The 20,341-nt window shown below is 65.4% G+C and carries 27 protein-coding genes and 1 pseudogene; 13 read left to right on the forward strand and 15 right to left on the reverse strand.

All coding sequences use genetic code 11. The features are described from left to right. Positions 1 to 253, reverse strand: a pseudogene (locus MKL11_RS05830) (porin family protein); the annotation flags it as partial. A 730-nt stretch (positions 254 to 983) separates the two neighbouring features. Between MKL11_RS05830 and MKL11_RS05835 the strand changes: the two are divergent. Further along, positions 984 to 1,148 carry a hypothetical protein gene (locus tag MKL11_RS05835; RefSeq protein WP_243941172.1) on the forward strand — a complete coding sequence of 55 codons (165 nt, stop codon included), beginning with the start codon at positions 984 to 986 and terminating at the stop codon, positions 1,146 to 1,148. A 378-nt stretch (positions 1,149 to 1,526) separates the two neighbouring features. Further along, entirely contained in the window at positions 1,527 to 1,883 is a 357-nt protein-coding gene (locus MKL11_RS05840; protein ID WP_409565818.1) for a hypothetical protein, read from the forward strand. Positions 1,884 to 1,896: 13 nt separating this feature from the next. Here MKL11_RS05840 and MKL11_RS33020 read toward each other — a convergent pair whose 3' ends face one another. Together MKL11_RS33020 and MKL11_RS05845 are read right to left on the reverse strand one after the other, a co-directional pair. Beyond that, positions 1,897 to 2,022, reverse strand: a complete 126-nt coding sequence (locus tag MKL11_RS33020) for a hypothetical protein (protein ID WP_279600303.1) — start codon at positions 2,020 to 2,022, stop codon at positions 1,897 to 1,899. A 43-nt stretch (positions 2,023 to 2,065) separates the two neighbouring features. Next, positions 2,066 to 2,287 (reverse strand): DUF6894 family protein, encoded by a 222-nt coding sequence (locus MKL11_RS05845; RefSeq protein WP_243941174.1) that lies wholly within the window; start codon positions 2,285 to 2,287, stop codon positions 2,066 to 2,068. A gap of 576 nt (positions 2,288 to 2,863) precedes the next feature. Here MKL11_RS05845 and MKL11_RS05850 point away from each other — a divergent pair. Continuing rightward, on the forward strand, positions 2,864 to 3,121 hold the full coding sequence (locus MKL11_RS05850; protein WP_243941176.1) for a hypothetical protein: 258 nt from the start codon (positions 2,864 to 2,866) through the stop codon (positions 3,119 to 3,121). 166 nt (positions 3,122 to 3,287) lie between these two features. Here the strand turns inward: MKL11_RS05850 and MKL11_RS05855 are convergent, their stop codons facing one another. The 6 genes from MKL11_RS05855 to MKL11_RS05875 form a co-directional block, all read right to left on the reverse strand. After that, complete coding sequence (locus tag MKL11_RS05855) at positions 3,288 to 3,590, reverse strand: hypothetical protein (protein WP_243941178.1); 303 nt, start codon at positions 3,588 to 3,590, stop codon at positions 3,288 to 3,290. A 47-nt stretch (positions 3,591 to 3,637) separates the two neighbouring features. Continuing rightward, entirely contained in the window at positions 3,638 to 3,763 is a 126-nt protein-coding gene (locus tag MKL11_RS33025; protein WP_279600305.1) for a hypothetical protein, read from the reverse strand. An 82-nt stretch (positions 3,764 to 3,845) separates the two neighbouring features. Continuing rightward, positions 3,846 to 4,289 carry a DMT family transporter gene (locus MKL11_RS05860; RefSeq protein WP_243941180.1) on the reverse strand — a complete coding sequence of 148 codons (444 nt, stop codon included), beginning with the start codon at positions 4,287 to 4,289 and terminating at the stop codon, positions 3,846 to 3,848. A gap of 141 nt (positions 4,290 to 4,430) precedes the next feature. Then, positions 4,431 to 4,694, reverse strand: coding sequence for a hypothetical protein (locus tag MKL11_RS05865; protein ID WP_243941182.1), 264 nt, complete (start codon positions 4,692 to 4,694; stop codon positions 4,431 to 4,433). A 377-nt stretch (positions 4,695 to 5,071) separates the two neighbouring features. Next, positions 5,072 to 5,491: a hypothetical protein gene (locus tag MKL11_RS05870; protein WP_243941393.1), complete on the reverse strand. Its 420-nt coding sequence runs from the start codon at positions 5,489 to 5,491 to the stop codon at positions 5,072 to 5,074. After that, positions 5,488 to 5,949: a hypothetical protein gene (locus MKL11_RS05875; protein WP_243941184.1), complete on the reverse strand. Its 462-nt coding sequence runs from the start codon at positions 5,947 to 5,949 to the stop codon at positions 5,488 to 5,490. Before MKL11_RS05875 ends, MKL11_RS05870 begins: the two co-directional genes overlap by 4 nt. A gap of 255 nt (positions 5,950 to 6,204) precedes the next feature. Here MKL11_RS05875 and MKL11_RS05880 point away from each other — a divergent pair, with 255 nt between their 5' ends. Continuing rightward, the gene (locus MKL11_RS05880; protein ID WP_243941186.1) at positions 6,205 to 6,714 is read left to right on the forward strand and encodes a hypothetical protein; all 510 of its coding nucleotides are present in this window, start codon (positions 6,205 to 6,207) and stop codon (positions 6,712 to 6,714) included. Then, positions 6,711 to 7,157, forward strand: a complete 447-nt coding sequence (locus MKL11_RS05885; protein WP_243941188.1) for a hypothetical protein — start codon at positions 6,711 to 6,713, stop codon at positions 7,155 to 7,157. The genes MKL11_RS05880 and MKL11_RS05885 overlap by 4 nt, the downstream gene beginning before the upstream one ends. Before the next feature lie 16 nt (positions 7,158 to 7,173). On the opposite strand, the gene MKL11_RS05890 is transcribed toward MKL11_RS05885, so the two are convergent. Together MKL11_RS05890 and MKL11_RS05895 are read right to left on the reverse strand one after the other, a co-directional pair. After that, entirely contained in the window at positions 7,174 to 7,428 is a 255-nt protein-coding gene (locus MKL11_RS05890; protein WP_243941191.1) for a hypothetical protein, read from the reverse strand. Between the two features lie 96 nt (positions 7,429 to 7,524). Then, positions 7,525 to 7,797 (reverse strand): hypothetical protein, encoded by a 273-nt coding sequence (locus MKL11_RS05895; RefSeq protein WP_243941193.1) that lies wholly within the window; start codon positions 7,795 to 7,797, stop codon positions 7,525 to 7,527. Positions 7,798 to 8,192: 395 nt separating this feature from the next. Between MKL11_RS05895 and MKL11_RS05900 the strand changes: the two genes are divergently transcribed. After that, positions 8,193 to 8,330: a hypothetical protein gene (locus tag MKL11_RS05900; protein WP_243941194.1), complete on the forward strand. Its 138-nt coding sequence runs from the start codon at positions 8,193 to 8,195 to the stop codon at positions 8,328 to 8,330. Positions 8,331 to 8,359: 29 nt separating this feature from the next. Here the strand turns inward: MKL11_RS05900 and MKL11_RS05905 are convergent, their stop codons facing one another. Next, entirely contained in the window at positions 8,360 to 9,046 is a 687-nt protein-coding gene (locus MKL11_RS05905; protein ID WP_243941196.1) for a hypothetical protein, read from the reverse strand. A 193-nt stretch (positions 9,047 to 9,239) separates the two neighbouring features. Between MKL11_RS05905 and MKL11_RS05910 the strand changes: the two genes are divergently transcribed. Together MKL11_RS05910 and MKL11_RS05915 are read left to right on the forward strand one after the other, a co-directional pair. Continuing rightward, a complete protein-coding gene (locus tag MKL11_RS05910; RefSeq protein ID WP_243941198.1) occupies positions 9,240 to 10,019 on the forward strand; it encodes an SDR family oxidoreductase in 780 nt (259 codons plus the stop codon). A gap of 969 nt (positions 10,020 to 10,988) precedes the next feature. Then, positions 10,989 to 11,777 carry a class II aldolase/adducin family protein gene (locus MKL11_RS05915; RefSeq protein WP_243941200.1) on the forward strand — a complete coding sequence of 263 codons (789 nt, stop codon included), beginning with the start codon at positions 10,989 to 10,991 and terminating at the stop codon, positions 11,775 to 11,777. Between the two features lie 236 nt (positions 11,778 to 12,013). On the opposite strand, the gene MKL11_RS05920 is transcribed toward MKL11_RS05915, so the two are convergent. Next, positions 12,014 to 12,913, reverse strand: a complete 900-nt coding sequence (locus tag MKL11_RS05920; protein ID WP_243941202.1) for a LysR family transcriptional regulator — start codon at positions 12,911 to 12,913, stop codon at positions 12,014 to 12,016. Positions 12,914 to 13,053: 140 nt separating this feature from the next. Between MKL11_RS05920 and MKL11_RS05925 the strand changes: the two genes are divergently transcribed. Beyond that, positions 13,054 to 15,195, forward strand: coding sequence for a malate synthase G (locus tag MKL11_RS05925; protein ID WP_243941204.1), 2,142 nt, complete (start codon positions 13,054 to 13,056; stop codon positions 15,193 to 15,195). A gap of 52 nt (positions 15,196 to 15,247) precedes the next feature. Here the strand turns inward: MKL11_RS05925 and MKL11_RS05930 are convergent, their stop codons facing one another. Continuing rightward, a complete protein-coding gene (locus MKL11_RS05930; protein ID WP_313900732.1) occupies positions 15,248 to 15,487 on the reverse strand; it encodes an EscU/YscU/HrcU family type III secretion system export apparatus switch protein in 240 nt (79 codons plus the stop codon). A 716-nt stretch (positions 15,488 to 16,203) separates the two neighbouring features. On the opposite strand from MKL11_RS05930, the gene MKL11_RS05935 reads away from it, so the two are divergent. From MKL11_RS05935 to MKL11_RS05950, 4 genes are all read left to right on the forward strand, one after another. Continuing rightward, positions 16,204 to 17,238, forward strand: coding sequence for a nucleotidyltransferase domain-containing protein (locus tag MKL11_RS05935; RefSeq protein WP_243941208.1), 1,035 nt, complete (start codon positions 16,204 to 16,206; stop codon positions 17,236 to 17,238). 131 nt (positions 17,239 to 17,369) lie between these two features. Further along, a complete protein-coding gene (locus MKL11_RS05940; protein ID WP_243941209.1) occupies positions 17,370 to 17,897 on the forward strand; it encodes a hypothetical protein in 528 nt (175 codons plus the stop codon). Positions 17,898 to 17,981: 84 nt separating this feature from the next. Next, positions 17,982 to 18,605, forward strand: a complete 624-nt coding sequence (locus MKL11_RS05945; protein WP_243941210.1) for a cyclin-dependent kinase inhibitor 3 family protein — start codon at positions 17,982 to 17,984, stop codon at positions 18,603 to 18,605. Then, a complete protein-coding gene (locus MKL11_RS05950; protein ID WP_243941211.1) occupies positions 18,598 to 19,500 on the forward strand; it encodes an ADP-ribosylglycohydrolase family protein in 903 nt (300 codons plus the stop codon). Before MKL11_RS05945 ends, MKL11_RS05950 begins: the two co-directional genes overlap by 8 nt. Positions 19,501 to 19,629: 129 nt before the next feature. On the opposite strand, the gene MKL11_RS05955 is transcribed toward MKL11_RS05950, so the two are convergent. Next, positions 19,630 to 20,340 (reverse strand): class I SAM-dependent methyltransferase, encoded by a 711-nt coding sequence (locus MKL11_RS05955; RefSeq protein ID WP_243941212.1) that lies wholly within the window; start codon positions 20,338 to 20,340, stop codon positions 19,630 to 19,632. Position 20,341 lies beyond the last annotated feature (1 nt).

Raw genomic sequence — 20,341 nt, forward strand, 5'->3', positions numbered from 1 at the left:
GGCTGCGGTCGCGGAAGGTGGCGGTGGTGCCGGTGGTGGCGTAGGGGGCCGGGATGCCGAAGACCGAGCTGTTGGAGCGGCTGCTGGCGTCGAAGGCGTGTCCGGCGTTGATGCCGAAGTAGGCGCCGGTCCAGGTGAACACCGGCACCGGGGTGAACACCGGCGGCGGCGCGGCGCGGCGGGGCAGGTCGGCGGCGGCAGCCGCGCCGGTCAGGGCGGTAAAGGCGGCCAGGGAGGCGATGAGCTTGGTCATGAGGGGTAATCCAGGGCGTGAAATCTGACGCTATGACTACCAATCCGTCGGCGAGAAAGCTGTAGTTTTACGGACACACCGCCCAGCCGCGACGCAGGACATCATAGTAAACTACCGGTAAATATATAGCGTGCTCCGATCACCATTCGGGGAATACTGGGCCGAGCGCGACAACTCTGACGCCGGGCATCGGTTGCGGCGGCACCGGCGATTGCGGAACACCTGTGGCCGATCGGCGACAGGGCTGCCGGGGTCGCCCGCAACGCCGATGTAACCGCCCGACTCGCCGCGCGTTCATGGGACACCAAGCCCTGAGGGGCGATTCGACGGAGGCCTCATGCGCGCATTCCTCACCGGCGCCGCTCTGCTGGTTCTCGCGACCGCCGGCGCGGGAGCCCAACCCTACGACGATCGGCGGCCGCCGCCGCCGTCCGGCGAGGATCTCGATCGGCCGCCGCCGCCACCGCATCGGGTCCGGCCCCCACCGCCCGATGCCGACGATGACGGAATGCCGCCGCCGGGGCGCCGGGGACCGCCGCCGCCGGATGACGACGATGATGATGATGACGGACCGCCGCCGCGGTCGGATCGTCTTTGACGCCTGCTGTTAGGCGCGCACATCCGCAATCGCTCCGCGGCAGGCGTTCGCATTCCGTACCCCTGTGACCCGGCTGCGGCAGTCGTCCGCCGGGGCCTCTGCTAGACAGGTCGGCGTCCCCGGATGCCGCTCATGTCCACTCGACCGCTCCTTCGTCGTGTTGCCCTGGTCCTGGTGCTGCTGGGCGGCCTGTTGGCTCTGGCGGACCTCGTCGCCCGCAGGGAGCTGAGGCAGGCGGCCGACGAGTCCTTCGGGCGAAGCGGCGCCATCGCCCATACGGCCGAGGCCACGGAGTAGGCGCGCGCCAGCCGACGGGCCGGGACAAAAAAGGCCACCCCCGAAGGAGCGGCCCGAAGTCTTGGGAGGAGACACCCTTGGGAAGGGCGGCAGGCCCGCGACGCCGTCGCGATCCTGCGTGGTCGACTTAAGGGCGACGAATACGGCCGACAACCACCCGGAACGTGTCGGCGCGTGCATAAGGGGGAGAGCGGTTTCCCCGCAGGTGCGCTTCCACACCACAGCTTGCACATTCTGGCTTCCACACCCCGGCTTGGCACGGCGGCCGAATCCCGACGGGATTGCCGGTGCCGGGGCGAGGATCCCGGTTCCGTTCGCGATGCCGCCCTGGCCCGGCGTCGAGCCCGCATCAGAACCAAATGCCGCGATCCGCCGTTGATGCTGGCGGCACCGATCGCGCGACGATCGGTGCCGTGCCTCGCCACGCTCACCGACTTCGAATTTCCGATGGACCGTCCGCGCCGCGTGGGCCTGCCCTGGTACGCCCCGGAGCACTACGAGGCGCTGCGCGCCGGCCTCGCCGACGGGGCGAAGCTGCCGCCGCATTACGAGACCTGGCGGATCGCCACCGAGCAGATGGAGCGCGAGGTGCAGCGCAGCGGCGTCGAGATCGTGCGCGTGCCGATCGAGCCCGATGCCTTCGCCGCCTGGTGTGCCCGCACCGGGGTCGCGGGCGACGGCCCCGGGCGAGCCCGGTACGCAGCTGAGGCCGTGGCGGCGACCGGCCCGGCCTGAGATCGGCCGCGGATCAGAGCAGGACGACCAACGCCAAGCCGGCGGTCATCAGGACGGCCCCGTGGATCTGCCGCAGGCTTGCCGGATGCACGGCGAAGCCGACCCGTCCGTGATTGTCGGGCACGATCGGGGCGGCCACGCCCACCGAGACGATGATGCCGAGGAACGACGCGGCACCGATCCTATGTCTTGATCGGCAGACGCCTGAGCACGGCCCCGGCCTCGTCTTTCACGATCAAGGTCCAGGCCTCGTCGGGATCGGCGGCGGTCAATTCATCGGCCATCTCGCGGATCACGCTCCGGGCCTCCGCCACGGCTTCCTCCGCGCTGTCGGCCTCGACGCCTTCCGCGTCACGGATCGATTCCTTGCCGTTCTCGATGTCGAAGTAGAAGCGTTCAGGCACCGGGCACGTCCCCCTGATCGACGCCCTCCCGGGAGGGTTGATGAATTCGGCTACGTAGTGCGAACCGACGCAGCAGCATTCAAAAACAACGATAAACCTTAAAATATCTCAAACCTGAATTGGATGGGCGAGTTGCAATTATGTCGAGATTTTGGCGAGACGATCCATTAAAGCTATTGGCGATCGCCTTCCGAACCAAGGCCTTAAGGCCCGCTGAGGTGGCGCTCCTTGCTTGGGGCACTTGCCATGTCGACGTGTGACAAACCGGACTCCGGACAGAGAACCGAAGCGGCATCAGACAGTAGAGACAAGCTTCGTAACCACATTCGACGCATACTTCTGTGTATCAAGACCCAATCCGGGCAGAACAAACCGGCGCCGTGAACGGGGTGCCGCGAGGCGTCATCCGGCGAACGACTTTGGCCGGATGACACAGAGACCGGGTCGGTCCGCCCCGCGGCGGCGCGTGAACGCGGTCATACCGCGACGCTTTGCGGCACAACGTCCTTTCGGTCGGCGGCCAGCTGTGGCGCGCCTGCGCTGGCGCGGATCGCTGCCGGACGGCATCGTCGCCGCATGGTGAAGCCCGGAACCCCGACCTGCGAAGTCTCCGTCGAGGGGGCCTGGGTGGCCATGACGGTCGACGAGGCGCAGGCCCGCCATCGCGATGCCCTCAAGCGCTGCCCGGCCTGCTTCGGACGGCTGATGATCCAGGGCGGCTACACGGCGGTGCGGCGCGCGTCGCTGTCGCATTTTCGCGTGCACGATGGCTGCCCGCTGATCCCGCGGCACTACAAAGGCGAGCCGAAACGCCACCCGGCGGCGATCGATTAGGGCGTGCTGTTCCGTGAACCCGCGGACCGGCCGCGACACAGCATGAAAGTCCTGGGCTTCCAAAGGGCTCGGCCCTTCGGCGGGGTTCAGGGGCGAAGGCCTCGAGCGCCGGAGCGACGCTCTATCCTGCACCCGCACAGGGTCGAAGACTTTTCGAAATCCTGACTCAGCGCTGGACCGCCTCGATGTCGTCCTCGAAGATCGAATCGGGCTGGCAGGCGTGCCAGTCCTTTTTCTCGTCTGTCTGGCCCTTGCGCCCCCAGCAATAGCCGGCCTGGGCCAGACGCCCGCTCAAGCGGTCGCGGAGCCGGCACTGCTCCCGGATGACAGCCGGATCGCCCGAGCCCTCGCAGCCGAGCGCGGCCTTCTCCTCCGCGGCCAGCAGTTCGGGAATGGTCGGCGGATTCTGCTGCGCCCTCGCCCCACCGGCGGCGGCGACGAGGGCTAGGGCGGCGAGGGCGATGCGCATCCGGGCAGGATAGAGGCAGGAGCGGGCGTGTCGAGGCGGCGAGCGCGCTATCGCCCGCGCAGGAAGAAGAACCAGATCAGGATCAGGACGGGGATCGGTACCCCGATCAGCCACAGCAATCCACCCGTCAGCATCGCGTTCTCCTGGAGCGTATGAAGGCCAACCCCGCGCAAGTGAGGGTGTTCCGCGAGCGCGTTCCGGGGGCGCCGGCCGTCGCGGGCAGCGATCGGCGAGGCCCCTGCGGGTGTCCCGCCGTCAGAAGGCGGCGACGAGGGCCACGCCGACGACCATCAGGACACCGCCGAGGATCCGCCACAGGCTGGCGGCGTGGCGCTCGAAACCGACCCAGCCGAAATGGTCGAGCACGATCGAGGTGACCACGCCCGAGGTGACGAGCAGGCCGAGGAACGGCGCCGCCCCGATCTGACGCGCCACGACGAACTGCGCCAGGATGATGCCGCCGCCCAGGATCCCGCCGAACCACGCCCACCAGGGCATCGCCAGCGCCTGCGCCGCCGTCGGCCAGGCGAGCTTGCCGGAGAGGAGGCCGACCACGAGGATGCAGGTGGCGGTCCCGGCCGCCACCACGAGGCCGGCGGTCAGCGATTCGGCCAAGCCCTTCGAGAGCGCCCCGTTCTGCCCCGCCTGGACGGCGTTGGCGACGCCGGCCAGGAGCACGAAGCCGTAGAGGTACCACATGGCGGGGATCTCGATCTGTAACACCGGGTCGATGGGGCGGTCGGGACGGGGACGTCACACGACCGTCAGGGGGGTTCGCGTCCCGCTGCGACGACCTGCGCGCGTGCGCAATCACCTTCGGGGACGAGGCTCCAAAGGGCGTCAGGCTTTCGGCGCGGCGGCGTCCATGCGTTCGGCCAATTCCTGAACAACCTCCTGAACCAGGGGCGGCCAGGGCACGTCGTTGTCCTGAAGCAGCCGGGCGGCGCTCACCAGCGCAGTGAGCTGTTCGCTCGAGATCGAGCGTCCCATGATCTGCGAGGCCAGCATCTGCTCCGCCAGCGCCGAGGCGAGGCGCAGAACCTCCGGCATCCTGGCCGCCTTGGGATCCGTCTCCACGTCGATTCCGGGGTCCATGTCGGTCATGTCAGGTCCCCCGGCTCCCGGACGCGCGCCGCCGAGAGGGATACCGCTCGGCAGCTTGGGTGTTCCACGACCGACGCAGGGTCACGGCCAATTACAATCACTCCGCACGCGGGTCGAAAGCAAATCTCGCAGAATACCCGACGATCTTGGGTCGAAAACCAGTGATCGACCGATCGTCGAAGCGGCCGACGTGTCGGCCCTCCACCACACTTCTGCCGAGGGCCTTATGCCGGACCTGCCGGCCCCGGGCCGACGATTGGCCTGTCGAGGGACCCGGACAGGCGGGCGGCCGAACTCGGTTCCGGTCGGCGATCGGGGCCGCGATCCGATCCGCCGCCCGATCCTGGCCGCCCCGGTCTCGTGAAGTCCGGGGCGCGCTACTTCGTGATCCGCACCGAGACGGGATCGCTCCCGGGAAAGCTCTCCTCCAGAGCCTCGTCGAGCCGCTCCTCCATCCGGTCCGGCTGGTTCTCCGCGAGACCCCGATCCGACGCCGCCGCAGGGGCGCCGGCCGGGATCGCCACGGAACGCCGACGCGCCGATGCCGACCGGAACACGTCGTAGACAAGCAGGCCGAGCCCAGCCGCGATCAGCAGGGTCGGCACCGGGTTCACGCGCAGATCGGCGACGAAGCGCTCGACCACCTCGCCGGCGGCCTGCCCCGACCGTTTGAGGTCGGCCAGATCCCGGGGCATGCCGGGACCCTGGAAGCGGGATTGCAGATCGCCCAGCGTGCGATCCAGGCGCCCGCGGCTCGCCTCCACGTCCTGTTCGAGTTCATCCGCCGCGTTGCTCATGGTGTCCTGCCTTCCGTCGGAGCATCATTCGGCAGGACGTCGACCGGAACCAGGGCCCGGGAGCGCGGGACCGGCCGGATCCCGGGCGCGGTGATCAGCCGGTAGAGCGCGAAGCCCGCCAGCATGGCGGCGGCCGCCGTCAGGGCCGGCCGGCGCCGGGCCGCGGCCCGGACCTCGTCGTACATCTCGCCGAAGGAGCGGCGGGATATGTCCTCGGCCAGACCATCGACGCCGAGCGCGGCCTGATCGAAGAACGCCTTCAACTGCGGCAGCCCGTCGAAGCCGGCGCCCGTCTCTCGGATGGCGTCGCCGACATCCGAGACCACCCGCGCCGCGTCGGCCCTGCGCTTGCCGGTGTAGCCGTGCGCCTGCTCGCGCAGGGCTTCGGTGAAGCCCCGAGCCTCGCTCCGGTCCGGGCCGGACGCGGTCGGGCCTCGATCCTGGGCACCGTTCCGCATCAGGCTGTTCCTCCCGGGCCGCTCCCGTCTGGAGGAACTGGAGGCGCCGCATCCAGTTCCGCAGCCCGCCGAGGGGGGCGGAGCCTGCGGTGTCGCGGAAGGCGCTGCCGGCACCCGGCCGGCTGCGCCAATTCCAGCATAGCGCGCGCCCGGTTTCAACAAAGCACCGCGGGCCGGACTTGATTTTAACGCTCCGTTAACCAATGCAGACAGTTTAGTCGGATCCAAGGTCTACCGGCAGGGAGAGGACGCCCCGTGAGCGAGCTGCAGCGGCTTCTGAACGATCCGCGCTTCCGCAGCGCCGACAAGTCGAAGCGCGAGCCGAGTGCCGCCCCCGAGGTCAATCTCGGCAACGTCCTGCGCGTCGTCTCGTCGCTGAACGAGCAGGCCCCACTGCCGACGCCGCAATCGTCGCCGCAGGATTGGGATGCGCTGATCCACCGGGTCCAGGCGGCGGCCCGCCAGGCGCGCGAGATCGAGGCGCAGGCCCGCGAGCGCGAGGAGCGCATCGAGCACGTACTGGAGCGGGTCCGCGACGACATCACCGCCTCGAACGAGCGCGCGCGGATCGCCGAAGTCCAGGCGCGGGACGCGCAGGTCCGCGCCGAGGCACAGGTCCTGGCCGCCGAAGAGCGCGCGAAGGCTGCCGAGGCCCGCGCCCGGGCGGCGGAGGATCGCGCGCGTCACGCCGAAGAGTGGCTGGCCCGGGTCCAGGACGCGATCATGTCCGAGTTCTCGGACCTGACCGACCAGGCTGCGGCATGAGCGGTTCGGCCCGGGCGACGGCGGCGCCGCCGGAGAGCGACCCGGTGGACCGGGTGGTCGCGCTGTTCTCCGGGGCCGACGGCACCGCGCCTGCCGCTGCCGAGGACGAGGATTGGTCGGCCTCCCTGCTGGCGGTCCGGGGCGTCGCGGCCCGGGTTCGCGAGATGCAGAAGCGCGCGCGGGACTCGGTCCGGGAGGCGCAGCGCACGGTGCGCGAGGCGGACGCGACGGCGCGGGCGGCCGAGGACTGGGCCCGCCATGCCGAGGCGACGATGCGCGAGGCGGTCGCCCGGGCGGAGCGCGCCGAGGAGCAGGTCCGCCTGGCAGCCGAGCGGGCCGACCGGGCGGAAGCCCGCGCCACCGAGGCCCATATGTGGCTGCGGCGCATGCACGAATGCATGGTGAGCGAGTTCGGCACGCTCGCCGAGCCGGGCCGGCTCTGACGCCGGCCGACCGCCTTCACGCGGCGGCCGGGGCAGCCACCACGTCGACCGCGTGCTGCGCCCAGGCATAGGGCTCGATATGGCCGTGATACACGGCGATCTCGAGCTGCAGGACCCGGACGCACTCCTCGGACAGCTCCGTCAGGATGTCGAAGCCGTCCTCGTCGATCGCGGACCGGACCGATACAAACGGGCGATCTTCTTCGTAGGTGACCAGCACTTCCTGCTCGGCATAGGGATCGAGCGGGTTAATACAATAATGGGCCGGCATCTGCCTTCGCTCCTGAGATGATGTCACGCAGGATGCCTCTAGATCCCGGTTGTAACAGCCCGATGAAGACTGCCGATCACCACGGCCGGGCGCACGTCACGGCGCAGGCCGAGCGCCACCGTCGCGCTCGGGGCCGACAGCCGCGGGGACGCCTGGGCAGGGGAGCGAAAACTCCGCCCGGAGGGCCGAGAGCGCCGCGCGGATCGCCATCCGCACCGATCGCGGCGCGTTCCGGGCCTGGGCGCGCAGTTGAAGCTGCTGCAACTCGTGCCGGAGGACCCGCCGCCCGGGATCGCCGGGCAGGCCATAATCCGCGGTGAGCAGGCTCAACAGCTGACGGCCGAACGGGTCCGCGAGAAGGGTCGCCATGAAGCCATCTCAACGCAGTACAGGAATCTACCAATAGCTCTCTGTGCTATATCGATCGGTATAAACCGCTGATTGGCGAGTCCATAGCACGGATGCTAGACGAAGATTACTGACTTGCGTAACCCCCGCGCAGGCCAGTACCGGCGGGGCGGGAGGGGGAGCTTTGCTCGCCCGCCTCGCCGGTACCTCCAGCGCGACCGAGCCGGTCCATGACGGGCCCCCGCCTCCAGGGCCGGCGAAGATCTGCGCCGACGCGGCGTCGGGCCGATTGTCGCCGCCGCCGCAAAACGATCGATCCGCCCCAAAACGACCAATCATCTTAAGGTCAAAACAATAATTCTCGGCAATTATTGCTGCATCCGGGCCATTCGACGCTGTCCAGCGAGCAGACTGCCGTGACCCTCAGCCTCGTCCTCAGTATCACCGCCCCGCTGCTGACCGGCGTCGGCGCCCTGCTCTGGGCCGGATTCGTCGCCCCGGCCCTCGACGAAGTGCCGGACGCGACGTCGCGCCGCGACCTGCGCACCTGGTGAGCACCCACCACCGGGAGTCGAAGGCCCGCTCAGGGCATGCGGCGGATCCCGGCGATGCTCTCCGGCGAGAGATCCGCCGCGAGGCTCCGGTGCGGCGGGCTATCGGCGGCCCGCACCCGGATGGGCGAAGGCCGGTGATCGCCCGGGGCGGTCGCCGCCTCCCGCTTCGGCCAATCCTCCGCCCTCGAAGCCCGGGCGGGCTTCTGATCGCCGCAGCCGTCGCAGACCGAGACGAGCCAGGATTGCCAGAGGCCGTCGGTCTTCTCCTGCGCCGAGCGCGCCTGCTCGCGATGCGCGGAGGCCAGCGGGAGGGTGTCGAGGTCGGATTGCGGCCTGGGCGTGGCCAAGGTCCGGAGCTCGTCGAGCGTCACGTCGCTCTTGGGCGTGGCCTGGGCGGCCGAGGCGGTGGCGCCCGGCAGGGAGCCGGTGGTGCCGGGGTCGGGCCGGCAGCCGATGCAGATCCGGGTGCTGATCGCGTCGTTCGCGACCTGGCGCGGCGACCGGCGCTCGATCGGCCGGATCGCAGTCGAACCGGTCGCGGTCGGGCTGGCGGCCCGGCTCGGCGGCTTGGTCCGTCCGACCGCCGTGGTGTTCGGCGCGGTCTCGGTGGAGAGCGGGACGCCGCCGGTGCCGGTGACGTCCGGCTGCGCGCAGGCCAGTCCCGCGGAAAGGGTACAGAGCACGAGGCCAAATACAGGAGTCCGGAGCACGATCATGGCCACCTCCATCATCGATCAATCGCGTAGCCTGCATCGGGTTCAGTAATACTTCCGGCGTATTGGGAAGATCATCCCTCCGAGTCGGCGCCCCGGCGGCGGGCGCGCCGCGACCCGGGTGCCGCCGGCCGCCCCGGCGCGTTATCACCTCCCCAGAAGCCCTCCCGGGGAGGGCCGAGACGCGGAGGCATCCATGGATCTGGGTTTGAGCGGGCGCCGGGCACTGGTCTGCGCGGCCAGCAAGGGGCTCGGCCGGGGCTGCGCCCTGGCGCTGGCCCGCGAGGGCGTCGCCGTGACGATCACGGCCCGCACGCTGGAGACCCTGGAGGCGACCGCCGACGCCATCCGCCGGGAGACCGGCGCCGCCGTGACCGTGGTGGCCGGCGACATCGCCACCGAAGCCGGCCGGGAAGCCGCGCTCGCCGCTTGTCCCGAGCCCGACATCCTGGTCACCAATGCCGGCGGTCCGCCCCCGGGGGATTTTCGCGACTGGGACCGCGACGCCTGGATCCGGGCGCTGGACGCCAACATGCTGGCGCCGATCGCGCTGATCAAGGCGACGGTCGACGGCATGATCGGGCGCACCTTCGGCCGGATCGTCAACATCACCTCCGGGGCCGTGAAGGCGCCGATCCCGCATCTCGGCCTGTCCAACGGCGCCCGCTCAGGGCTGACCGGCTTCGTGGCCGGGGTGGCCCGCCAGACGGTGCGGCACAACGTGACGATCAACAGCCTCCTGCCGGGCCCGTTCGACACCGACCGGATCCGCAGCAACGCCGCCGCCGGAGCCGCCAAGGCCGGCACCACCGTGGAGGCGTTCCTCGAAGCCCGGGCGCGCGACAACCCGGCGGGCCGGTTCGGCCGCCCGGACGAGTTCGGCGCCGCCTGCGCGTTCCTGTGCAGCCGGCACGCCGGGTTCATCACCGGGCAGAACCTGCTGATGGACGGCGGGGCCTATCCCGGGACTTTTTGAAGGCCGATCCGGCCGGATCATCCCATCCATCCCCCCTCATCCTGAGGTGGCGGCGCGAAGCGTTGCCCTCGAAGGAGCCCTCCAGCCAGCCGCACGATCCCTGGAGCCCTCCTTCGAGGCCTCCGCTCCGCTTCGGCACCTCAGGATGAGGGGGATGGTTTGGGGAGGCGGGTCTCACCGGCATCCGGTCACACGTCATCGGCCCCGCGCGGAAAACCGCCGGGAGCACGGCTAAAAAAACCCAGTCGCAACCGGGGTGACGCGGGACGCCGCGAAGCCCGAACGCAACGTTGCACAAAGAGCCGGCTTCCCGGCGTCCCGCGGACCGGAGGCGCCGCCGCCGAGAGGACGGCCGGGCCACCGCATCCGTCTTTTCGTCCGGTGTCCGTCACGCGGGAGCCCGCCTGCGCTAAGTTCCAGTCCCGAGGTGCTCATCGCCCCTCAGCGCTTCCGAGCGAGCCTTCGTCGCACGCCCCCTCGTAGTAGAGGGCGCCGCAGAACCGCCGCACCGCCCAGGACAGGGTCGCCTTTCGGCATCTGAACGGCCATTGGCATTTCCTCCGCCGGCCGCCGCCCAGCCCGAGCCGGGGGGTGTCGTGCTCCCGCGCCCGGGCCTGCCGCAGCCGACGGCAGACGCAGGCACCGGCCCACCGCCGCCCGCCCGGCGGCTGACCGGACCGGCGCCCCGAGACGTCTCACGACGCGTCGCGGCGGGCGAGAGACCATGAGCACAAAATAGGAACATTGTCAAGTTCTGGCTGAGCCAGGGGAGGGGGCTCCCAAAGGGCGAGCCCTTTGGCGGGGTTCGGGGCGGAGCCCCGAGATACCAGGGCTCCGCCCTGGACCCGCACAAGGTCCCGGACCTTGTGAATCCAGGATGCCATAGATCGGCGGCCCCGACGCATTGCCGGGCAGCGGGCCCTGGTGCACCCTGTCGGCGATCTCGCTCACCGAGCCAGGAGCCGTCGCATGATCGCCGCCGCCCGTTCCAGTTCCCCGGACCTCGATGCCGACCCGACCGCGACCCAGGCGATGCGTGTCGATCTGGCGGCCGCCTACCGGCTGATCCACCGGCTCGGCCTCGACGACAGTATCTACACCCACATCTCGGCGCGGCTGCCGGGTGAGGGCCATCGGTTCCTGATCAATCCCTACGGCATGCGCTTCGAGGAGGTGACGCCGCAAAACCTCGTCACCGTGGATATCGACGGGCGCGTGCTCGAGGATCCGATGGGGCTCGGTATCAACCCGGCCGGCTTCACGATCCACAGCGCCATCCACGCCGCGCGCCACGACGCGATCTGCGTGCTGCACACCCACACGGTCGCGGGGGTCGCGGTCTCGTGCCAGGAGGAGGGGCTGCTCGCCCTGAACCAATGGTCGATGCAGTTCGCCGGCCGGCTCGCCTATCACGCCTATGAGGGGATCGCCCTCGACCTGGACGAGCGGGCGCGGCTGGTGGCCGATCTCGGCGACAAGCCCGTCATGGTGTTGCGCAACCACGGCCTGCTGACCTGCGGCCGCTCGGTCGGCGAGGCGTTCAAGCTGATGCACAACCTGGAGCGCTCGTGCCGAGCGCAGTTGGCGATCCTGGCCGCCGGCGCGCCGATCACCCGCCCCTCCGCCGCCATCGCGGCCAAGACCGCCGGGCAATACGCAGCCGGCTACGATCGCATCGCCGTCCAGGGCGCCCCCGACAACGAGTGGGCGGCATTCAAGCGGATGCTGGCCCGCACCGATCCGGATTTCGCGCAGTGAGAAGGCGACAAATGATCTACGTGTTCGTCGTGAAGCGTAGGGCCCAAGGCCGCTCGTGAAGAGCGCGGGTCCCCTCTCCCGTGCGGGAGAGGGACAGGGTGAGGGGTGCGACCTATCCAGATAGACCCGGCCCCTCACCCAACCCGCTCCCGCACGGGAGAGGGGGCGCGTCGAGGCCTGCAACAGGACTTGCGCGTCAAATTTATACCAGCCCCACGTGAACCGGGCAGGGCGCCTCACGGCTCCGGCCAGGCGGCGCTCGACCGGTAGGAGCGCTTCAGGAAGTCGATGAAGGCCCGGGTCTTGGCCGGGACGAAGGCCCGGCTCGGATAGACCGCGTAGATCCCCGCCTGGGCCGCCGCCGTGTAGGCGGGCAGCACCACCTCCAGCAGGCCGCTGCGCAGTTCCGCGTGGACGTCCCAGGTCGAGCGCAGGGCGATGCCGAGACCGCCGATCACCGCCTCGCGCACCACCTCGTTGGAATGGGTCCGCAAGGGCCCGGCGGCGTTCACCGTGCAGGGCCCGTCCGGCCCAACCAGGCGCCAGGGATTCTGGTTCTCGGTGGCCAGGCAGACATGGCCGCGCAGATCGTCCGGACCGGACGGGCGCCCGGCCGCGTCGAGATAGCTGGGCCGTGCGCAGAGGACCCGCCGCACCGGTGCGAGGCGCACGGCGGTCAGCCCGGAACTCTCAAGGGTGCCGACCCGGATCGCGAGATCGTAGCCGCGCTCGACGATCGGCTCGAAATCGTCGCTGAGCTCCAGGTTCAGGACGAGATCGGGATGGAGCGCGAAGAAGGCCCGCAGGTGCGGGACGATGTGCAGCCGCCCGAACGAGCTGGGCGCCGTCACCCGCAGGGTTCCCCGCGCCCGGGAGGCCCGCTGCGACACCAGGGTCTCGGCCTCCGCGATGGCGTCGACGATCGGGGCGATCCGCTGGAAGAACTCTTGGCCGACATCGGTCGGGGCGACCCGCCGTGTGGTCCGGTGCAGCAGCCGCACCGCCAGCCGTTCCTCCAGCCGCTTCAGCCGCTTCGAGACCACCGCCACGGACAGGCCGAGCTCCGACCCGGCCTGGGTCAAGCTGCCGGCCCGGACCACCCGGGCGAAGATCTCCAAATCGCTATGATCGTGCATTCTCAACGCCGCGGAAAGAATCAAATCCCTTTTGGCGCCTTTTTCGCGGGAGCCAAGGGTTCTATCGCTGTCTTCTCAAAGATTCTTCACGCGCCGCTCAAGTTTTTCTGAACCCGCGTGCGCCAGCCCAGGGGATCGCCATGTCGGGCCTCATCGTCGCCGAAGACCTCCGCCGCTTCCTGTCCGAGGAGGCGCTGCCCGGGACGGGCGTGTCCGCGGATACCTTCTGGTCGGGCTTCGCGGCGATCCTGCGGGATCTCGCGCCGCGCAACCAAGCCCTGCTCGAGCGGCGCGACGGGCTCCAGGCCGACATCGATGCCTGGCATCGCGACCACCGGGGCCAGCCGCACGATCCGGCCGCCTACGCGGCGTATCTGGCGCGGATCGGCTACCTGCAGCCGGAGCCCGAGACCGTGCGGGTCACCACCGCGGACGTGGACGCGGAGATCGCGCAGATCGCCGGCCCGCAGCTCGTGGTGCCGATCTCGAACGCCCGCTACGCCCTCAACGCCGCCAATGCCCGCTGGGGCAGCCTCTACGACGCGCTCTACGGCACCGACGCAATCCCGCAGGACGGCGAGCTGGCCCCGGGCCAGGCCTTCAACCCGGCCCGCGGCGCCGCCGTGGTCGCCCGGACCAAGGCGTTCCTGGACGCGGCCGTGCCCCTGGCCGGGGGGATCTGGGCCGAGGCCGCGGGCTTTGCCGTGACTGCGGGCGCGCTCGCCGTCGATCTCGGCGGCGGCCGCAGCGCCGCCCTGCGGGACGGCGCCGCGCTGGCCGGCTACACCGGCGCCGCTCAGGCGCCGGATACCATCCTGCTGCGCCACCACGGCCTGCATATCGAGATCCGGATCGACCGGACCAGCCCGATCGGCTGTACCGATCCGGCCGGCATCGCCGACGTGGTGCTCGAGTCCGCCCTCTCGACCATCATGGACATGGAGGATTCGGTCGCCGCCGTGGACACCGCCGACAAGGTCGCGGTCTACCGGAGCTGGCTCGGCCTGATGCGCGGCGACCTCGTCGCCCGCCTGCCCAAGGGCGGCCGGACCGTCGAGCGCCGGCTCGCCGAGGACCGGGTCTACACGGCCCCCGACGGCGGCAGCCTGACCCTGCCGGGCCGGTCGCTGATGCTGGTGCGCCATGTCGGGCACCACATGCTCACCGACGCCGTGACCCTGGACGGGGCCGAGATCCCCGAGACGATGCTCGACGCGGCAGTGACCGCGCTGATCGCGCTCCACGACCTCAAGGGCGCCCGGCGCAACAGCCGGGCGGGCTCGGTCTACATGGTCAAGCCGAAGCTGCACGGCCCCGACGAGGTGGCGTTCGCGGTGGAGCTGTTCGGCCGGGTCGAGGCCCTGCTCGGGCTGGCGCCCCGGACCCTGAAGATCGGCGTGATGGACGAGGAGCGGCGTACCAGCGCGAACCTCCGGGCCGCGATCGCCGCCGCGTCCGACCGCCTGTTCTTCATCAACACCGGCTTCCTCGACCGGACCGGCGACGAGATCCACACCGTGATGGAGGCCGGCCCGGTGGTCCGCAAGGATGCCATGAAGGCCACCGCCTGGATCCGGGCCTACGAGGACGGCAACGTCGATGCCGGCCTGGCCTGCGGGCTGCCGGGGCACGCGCAGATCGGCAAGGGCATGTGGGCCGCCCCCGACCGGATGACCGCGATGCTGGAGGCCAAGGGCGCCCATCCGGAGGCCGGCGCCAACACCGCCTGGGTCCCGTCCCCCACCGCGGCGACGCTCCACGCGCTCCACTACCACCGGACCGACGTGCGCGCCCGCCAGGCGGAGCTCCGCGGCCGGGCGCCCGCGACCCGGGCCGCCATGCTGACGCTGCCGCTCGCCCCGGGGCCGTTCTCGCCCGAGGCCGTCCGGGAGGAGCTCGACAACAATTGCCAGGGCATCCTCGGCTACGTGGTCCGCTGGATCGACCAGGGAATCGGCTGCTCGAAGGTGCCCGACATCCACGATGTCGGGCTGATGGAGGACCGCGCCACCCTGCGCATCTCCAGCCAGCACATCGCCAACTGGCTCCGCCACGGGATCGTCGACCGCGCCCAGGTCGTTGAGACCCTGCGCCGGATGGCCGGCATCGTCGATCGCCAGAACGCCGGCGATCCGGCCTACCGGCCGATGGGCCCGAATTTCGACGGGCCGGCCTTCCGGGCCGCGGAGGCCCTGGTCTTCGAGGGCGCGGCCCAGCCGAACGGCTACACCGAGTTCGTCCTGCACCGCTTCCGCCGGGAGGCGAAGCGCCGGGGCGCATAAGGCGGCCCGCTCCGGTGCCGGGTGACCGCGCGTCACCCGGCGGCCTCCAGCGTCAGCGGCGCTTGCGCGTCATGACGTAGACCAAGAGGTTGGCGACCGCGCGGTAGAATTCCGCCGGGATCGCCTGATTGATCTCGACATTGTCGTACATCGCCCGGGCCAGGGTCTTGTCGACCACGATCTCGATCCGGTGCTTCTCGGCGATCTCGCGGATGCGCAGGGCGAGCAGATCCTTCCCCTTGGCGAGCACCATGGGGGCGTCGTTCTCCGCCTGATCGTAGCGCAGCGCGATTGCCTAGTATGGGTCTAGTGTCTCGTCCTACATGCTGACCCAACGATAAGCCGACCACTCTCTCACAATCGAAAAACCATTTCATCACAGCGCCTTAGGCTGGCATAGGCTATCATAGTCGGCGATCACGGGGAAGACGAAATTTGAAGCGTTTTTCGGGGTCAGTGTGACAGATTGTGACCAGATCGCGAGGACAGGACGTACCTTGCGAAGGCTGATCCCCCATTCCCTAAACGGCAGGGCGGGCACTGAACCGCTTACAGGAGTGAGCATCGCCGACGATCCACAGCCGAGCCGAAGCCTTAGGGGATCGTCGGTTGGTGCTGCTGTTACGATCGGTCGCCACCAAGAAGGGGGTCGCTAGACCGTCAAGCTAGATAGCGGCGTCGATCAGAACCACGGCTGGCGTCATATCTGGAAAACACGCAAGCTTGGAGCACTGGAAGAGGAACGATTACGCGACGCCTCCACGGGACGCCGGGTCGCATCAGTAGGCCGGAAACATGAAACACCGAGGCTGATGATGCTGGCCGACGCTATAAATTGGCTCCTACGCGACTGAGCCAACGTCACACCAGCCCTATTTTCGTTAAAGCAAATGCCGACCTGGTCGCCGAGAGCGTCGTCGCTTTACAACCCTGATTCGGTATGTTCACCTTGGGTTGAAATCCGGGCAACCCACTTGTCGAAGGTGGACGCAATTGAAGAGAACGATAGTGGCGAGCTCACCTGGTCGTAATCTTGAAGATAGCCTTGTACATCTCGGTCTATCACAGACAACAGTGCGTCTATTTGGGACACGACGTGATCATTCCAATCATCGCATGGCTGAATTAAACCGCGAACTCGATCTATCGACCTCCATTGCTAATTATCCAGGACTTAGCATTTTCGCGACCGGATCTTACGCACGAGGCGAAGCAAGCATTCACTCCGATGTAGATCTGTTCTTCATTAATGACTGTTTATCTGGCGAGGTTGTCAATCCAAACCTGAGACAAATAAAAGTAATGTCAGACGTAATAAAGGCCACGGAAGGAAAGCTTGGATTTCCGGCACCGTCAAACGACGGCGAATTCCTGAAAGTTATGACAGTTGCGGAAATTTTAAAAGATCTTGGCGGAAGAGAAGACGACTACAAAAATCACTTCACCGCAAGGATGCTTTTGTTGCTCGAAAGTAGCCCTGTTATGGGTGAAGATGCATATAGGTCCGTCATTGATACGGTCATTGGATCATATCTCAGGGACTATGAAGATCACGTGAAGGACTTTCGTCCGACGTTTATTGTAAACGATATCATTCGCTTTTGGAAAACATTGTGCCTGAATTATGAACACAAGCGCAACCAGGAAGAAGATGCGCGAAAGATTAAGCAGAAAATTCGAAATTTTAAACTTGGCTACAGTCGTCTCATGACCTGCTTCGCAACAGTAGGGCTCCTGTCTAGCTATAAACAAATCACAAAAGAGGATTTAGTCAGTATCTGTCGGATGCCTCCCATCGAACGCCTACTGCTTCTTGCAGAGAGACAACCGCTCGTCAAAGGACACCTTATTCAGGCACTACAGCAGTATCACTGGTTTTTAGAAAAAACCGAAAATACGACGACAGATCTGGAAAGCTATTTCTCCGATAGAAACAACAGAACAGAAGCGTTCACACACGCCAGCAAGTTTGGAGACGCCATTTACCACGTGGTCTATACATCCGCCACACAATCCGAGACGTTACGGTATCTTGTGGTATGAAACGGCATTTCTACGGCATACATCTACAGAGCGGGAAACTTTCCGCTGCGTTTGATGTCATAAGGTATTTGTCCGAGCCCGACAGCATTCGTTTTTCACACATAACGCTGCGTGGGCCTTACAATCAGCTGTTGTCTAGCTACACCCTAAGTGAACTAAACCACCATAAGGCTCGCGAATGGTGCGTTCGACTCGATGGCGCCGGCGCTTTCATTGGAGGAAAACAAAACACAGTCATTATAAGAGTTGATTTACTTGATCTAAGCGATTTATTCTTCAAGCCTGACTTTCGCGAAGGCACCCCACATCTAACATTGTATGACGGACCAGAGCAAGCTTATGCCAATTCACTACTCCGGCTACTCTATCGGTTCGATTTAACTGAAATTGTTTTTGTCAGTCAATTACAGAAAATCAGCCCGAAAGCACCAACTTCCGGATCCTTCGCAATCATATACAATGATTTCTATGATACATTCCATAAGTATCTTGCCTGCGAGCCTTCTACAGAGTTCGTGAGATCGCTTGATACGGATCGCAAACTCAAAACGATCGAAATGATCTTAAAGCAAAACTTCAAGGAGTTATACGACAGGCTTAATACCTATCCACCCTCCGACCAACAGCTGACGCTACCATTCAGAAATGACGAGGAATGATCTGCAATTCTCTGCCCTTCCATACCATGAATGATATTTTATATTCCCGCCCTGATGTGATATAACAATCATATCGGAGGCACCATGGCGAAGGATGATATTCGGCACGTTGGACATGCTGTTTTTGGATCACACAGCTTACCTAAAGCGCAACGACCAGTCCGAACATCCGTCAGTCATCCCCTGCAGATCGCAACAGTTACTGCAGGGGAAAACGGTGGCGCTATCGGCATTACTTTCTGTCCGGGCAAGAAGGGGCCATCCGTCTTTGGTGCCCCTTGGGATCGTGACCTGTCGGCAGACGTAGAGGCCATTCGGGCTTGGGGCGCATCATCCGTTCTCACCCTGCTTGAGTCCCACGAGTTTGACCTTCTGGCCGTGAAAGGCTTGCCGGATGCGGTCAGGGATGCCGGAATGGTTTGGCATCATGCCGCGATCCCCGATGTCAGCGTTCCAGGGCTGGCGTTCAAAACTGCATGGCGGTCAATTGGGCCTCGCATCGCAGAACAGTTACGCGAAGGTGGGGCCGTGGTGGTTCATTGCCGGGGCGGTCTCGGACGCGCCGGTATGGTGGCTGCCATGCTCTTGGTGATGATGGGCGAAGATCCGAGACGAGCAATCGAACGGGTGAGAGCGGTAAGGCCGGGAGCCATCGAGACCCAGGCACAGGAAGCGTACGTTCTCGGGCAGGGGGCGCCGAATGTCTGAAGCGATCCGCGACCGTGCCATAGGGGCGTTCATTGGCCTTGCGGTGGGTGACGCTATCGGGACCACCCTGGAATTCGAGACACGAGACACCAAGCCAGCGGTCTATGACATGGTGGGTGGCGGTCCCTTTGATCTGCTACCGGGACAGTGGACAGACGACACATCGATGGCACTGTGCCTGGCCGACTCGCTCATAGCCTATGACCGCCTTAACGAGCACGATCTGATGGAACGCTTCTGCCGGTGGTACAATGCCGGTGAGAATTCTAGCACGGGTACCTGTTTCGATATCGGGATAACGACGAGGAATGCCCTCGAAGCGTTTCGACGGACGGGTAATCCTGTAGCTGGTCCGACCGACGACAGGACCGGAGGAAATGGATCGATCATGAGGCTCGCGCCCTGTGCGATCCGCTACTGGAATGAACTCGAACGCCTACGTGATGTCAGCCGACGCCAGAGCTACACGACACATGGTGCTACCGAAGCCGTGGATGCCTGTGAAGCCTTAGCGACGGTCCTTGCGTCACTGATCGAGGGCAAGCCGCTCACGGACGTTCTCTCAGCCTCCTACGGTCCCTTCTGTCCTGGCGTCCAGCGGATCATGAACGGGTCGTATCGCGGCAGGGCACGGAACGAGATCGGGTCCTCAGGCTACGTCATCCACACGCTCGAAGCGGCTCTCTGGGCAATTTCAGAGACGACGACTTTCAGTGACGCTGTTCTCCTGGCGGTGAACCTAGGGGACGATGCGGATACGGTTGGGGCGGTCACAGGTCAGATCGCGGGAGCAGCATACGGACTTACCGGTATCCCTCAGAAATGGATCAACCGACTCGTTTGGAATGAATGCTTAATCAACAAGGCAGAAATACTAATAAATCATAGCTGGTAATATTAGCTGCTTGATGCCCAAAATTTAAAGAGATACAGCGCATCTGAAAAAAAGCAAGATTTCTAGAATATAGGCATACAATCTTGATTGAGCGCGTCCAAATATAATACGCATTTGTAAAGCACAGACTCAAATGCCTGATTGCCTCAAATCATTCGAAATTGCAGGCGATCTGTAGTAAGTTCGAGTCACCGATTGAGGATGAAATCCATCCTTTCGTTCGATCAACATGAAACCTGCCTCCAACAGTACATACTCATAGACAGGATTGTTGTATATTAAAAATACTTCATTGCTTCGAAGATTGTTTATCATCGGACGAAGTACGACATCATCGAAGGGGTTATACAGGTACAATATCAAGCTTCCGCCCGAACAAAAAGCGAACTCAGAAGCGTCTGCTTGAATAAAGATGCCCTCATCACCAAATAAATTAAAATGATTATTCCGAGCCACTGCTAAAACGTCTTCATAATAATCTATACCACCAACGTTCTGCAACAATCCTTCCCTATGGAGCAATTGCTTCCAGACGATTTGAACCTTCCCTTTGCCGCATCCCACATCATAGAAATGGAAGGATTCAAACCTCGAATTCAGATGTTGGCGAGATGATTTGTATCCAAAAACTATTTCTGAGGTCCAGGAACTAGAATAGTGCAAGCCATATTTTAGATTTGCTAAGCCAGTAGAATAGTTTTCCTTAGAAATTTGTCGAACGGTATCAACTTTATAAATCCAGTCAAATAGTAGTCGCTCCCGTAAATTTGCCCATATGAGCCGGGGATCCTTTAAGGCCATGCGGGTTAGATATGAGATTTGCGACTGAATTGATTTCATT

Source organism: Methylobacterium sp. J-077 (assembly GCF_022829365.1).
Lineage (GTDB): Bacteria > Pseudomonadota > Alphaproteobacteria > Rhizobiales > Beijerinckiaceae > Methylobacterium.

Coding starts and splice junctions, on each gene's coding strand:
- MKL11_RS05875 (WP_243941184.1), bottom strand. CDS start 5,949: ATGCGGAACGGTGCCCAGGATCGAGGCCCGACCGCGTCCGGCCCGGAC.
- MKL11_RS05895 (WP_243941193.1), bottom strand. CDS start 7,797: ATGGCGACCCTTCTCGCGGACCCGTTCGGCCGTCAGCTGTTGAGCCTG.
- MKL11_RS05870 (WP_243941393.1), bottom strand. CDS start 5,491: ATGAGCAACGCGGCGGATGAACTCGAACAGGACGTGGAGGCGAGCCGC.
- MKL11_RS05835 (WP_243941172.1), top strand. CDS start 984: ATGTCCACTCGACCGCTCCTTCGTCGTGTTGCCCTGGTCCTGGTGCTG.
- MKL11_RS05950 (WP_243941211.1), top strand. CDS start 18,598: ATGTCTGAAGCGATCCGCGACCGTGCCATAGGGGCGTTCATTGGCCTT.
- MKL11_RS05905 (WP_243941196.1), bottom strand. CDS start 9,046: ATGATCGTGCTCCGGACTCCTGTATTTGGCCTCGTGCTCTGTACCCTT.
- MKL11_RS05885 (WP_243941188.1), top strand. CDS start 6,711: ATGAGCGGTTCGGCCCGGGCGACGGCGGCGCCGCCGGAGAGCGACCCG.
- MKL11_RS05865 (WP_243941182.1), bottom strand. CDS start 4,694: ATGACCGACATGGACCCCGGAATCGACGTGGAGACGGATCCCAAGGCG.
- MKL11_RS05925 (WP_243941204.1), top strand. CDS start 13,054: ATGTCGGGCCTCATCGTCGCCGAAGACCTCCGCCGCTTCCTGTCCGAG.
- MKL11_RS05910 (WP_243941198.1), top strand. CDS start 9,240: ATGGATCTGGGTTTGAGCGGGCGCCGGGCACTGGTCTGCGCGGCCAGC.
- MKL11_RS05915 (WP_243941200.1), top strand. CDS start 10,989: ATGATCGCCGCCGCCCGTTCCAGTTCCCCGGACCTCGATGCCGACCCG.
- MKL11_RS05945 (WP_243941210.1), top strand. CDS start 17,982: ATGGCGAAGGATGATATTCGGCACGTTGGACATGCTGTTTTTGGATCA.
- MKL11_RS05840 (WP_409565818.1), top strand. CDS start 1,527: ATGCTGGCGGCACCGATCGCGCGACGATCGGTGCCGTGCCTCGCCACG.
- MKL11_RS05850 (WP_243941176.1), top strand. CDS start 2,864: ATGGTGAAGCCCGGAACCCCGACCTGCGAAGTCTCCGTCGAGGGGGCC.
- MKL11_RS05860 (WP_243941180.1), bottom strand. CDS start 4,289: ATGTGGTACCTCTACGGCTTCGTGCTCCTGGCCGGCGTCGCCAACGCC.
- MKL11_RS05920 (WP_243941202.1), bottom strand. CDS start 12,913: ATGCACGATCATAGCGATTTGGAGATCTTCGCCCGGGTGGTCCGGGCC.
- MKL11_RS05890 (WP_243941191.1), bottom strand. CDS start 7,428: ATGCCGGCCCATTATTGTATTAACCCGCTCGATCCCTATGCCGAGCAG.
- MKL11_RS05855 (WP_243941178.1), bottom strand. CDS start 3,590: ATGCGCATCGCCCTCGCCGCCCTAGCCCTCGTCGCCGCCGCCGGTGGG.
- MKL11_RS05955 (WP_243941212.1), bottom strand. CDS start 20,340: ATGAAATCAATTCAGTCGCAAATCTCATATCTAACCCGCATGGCCTTA.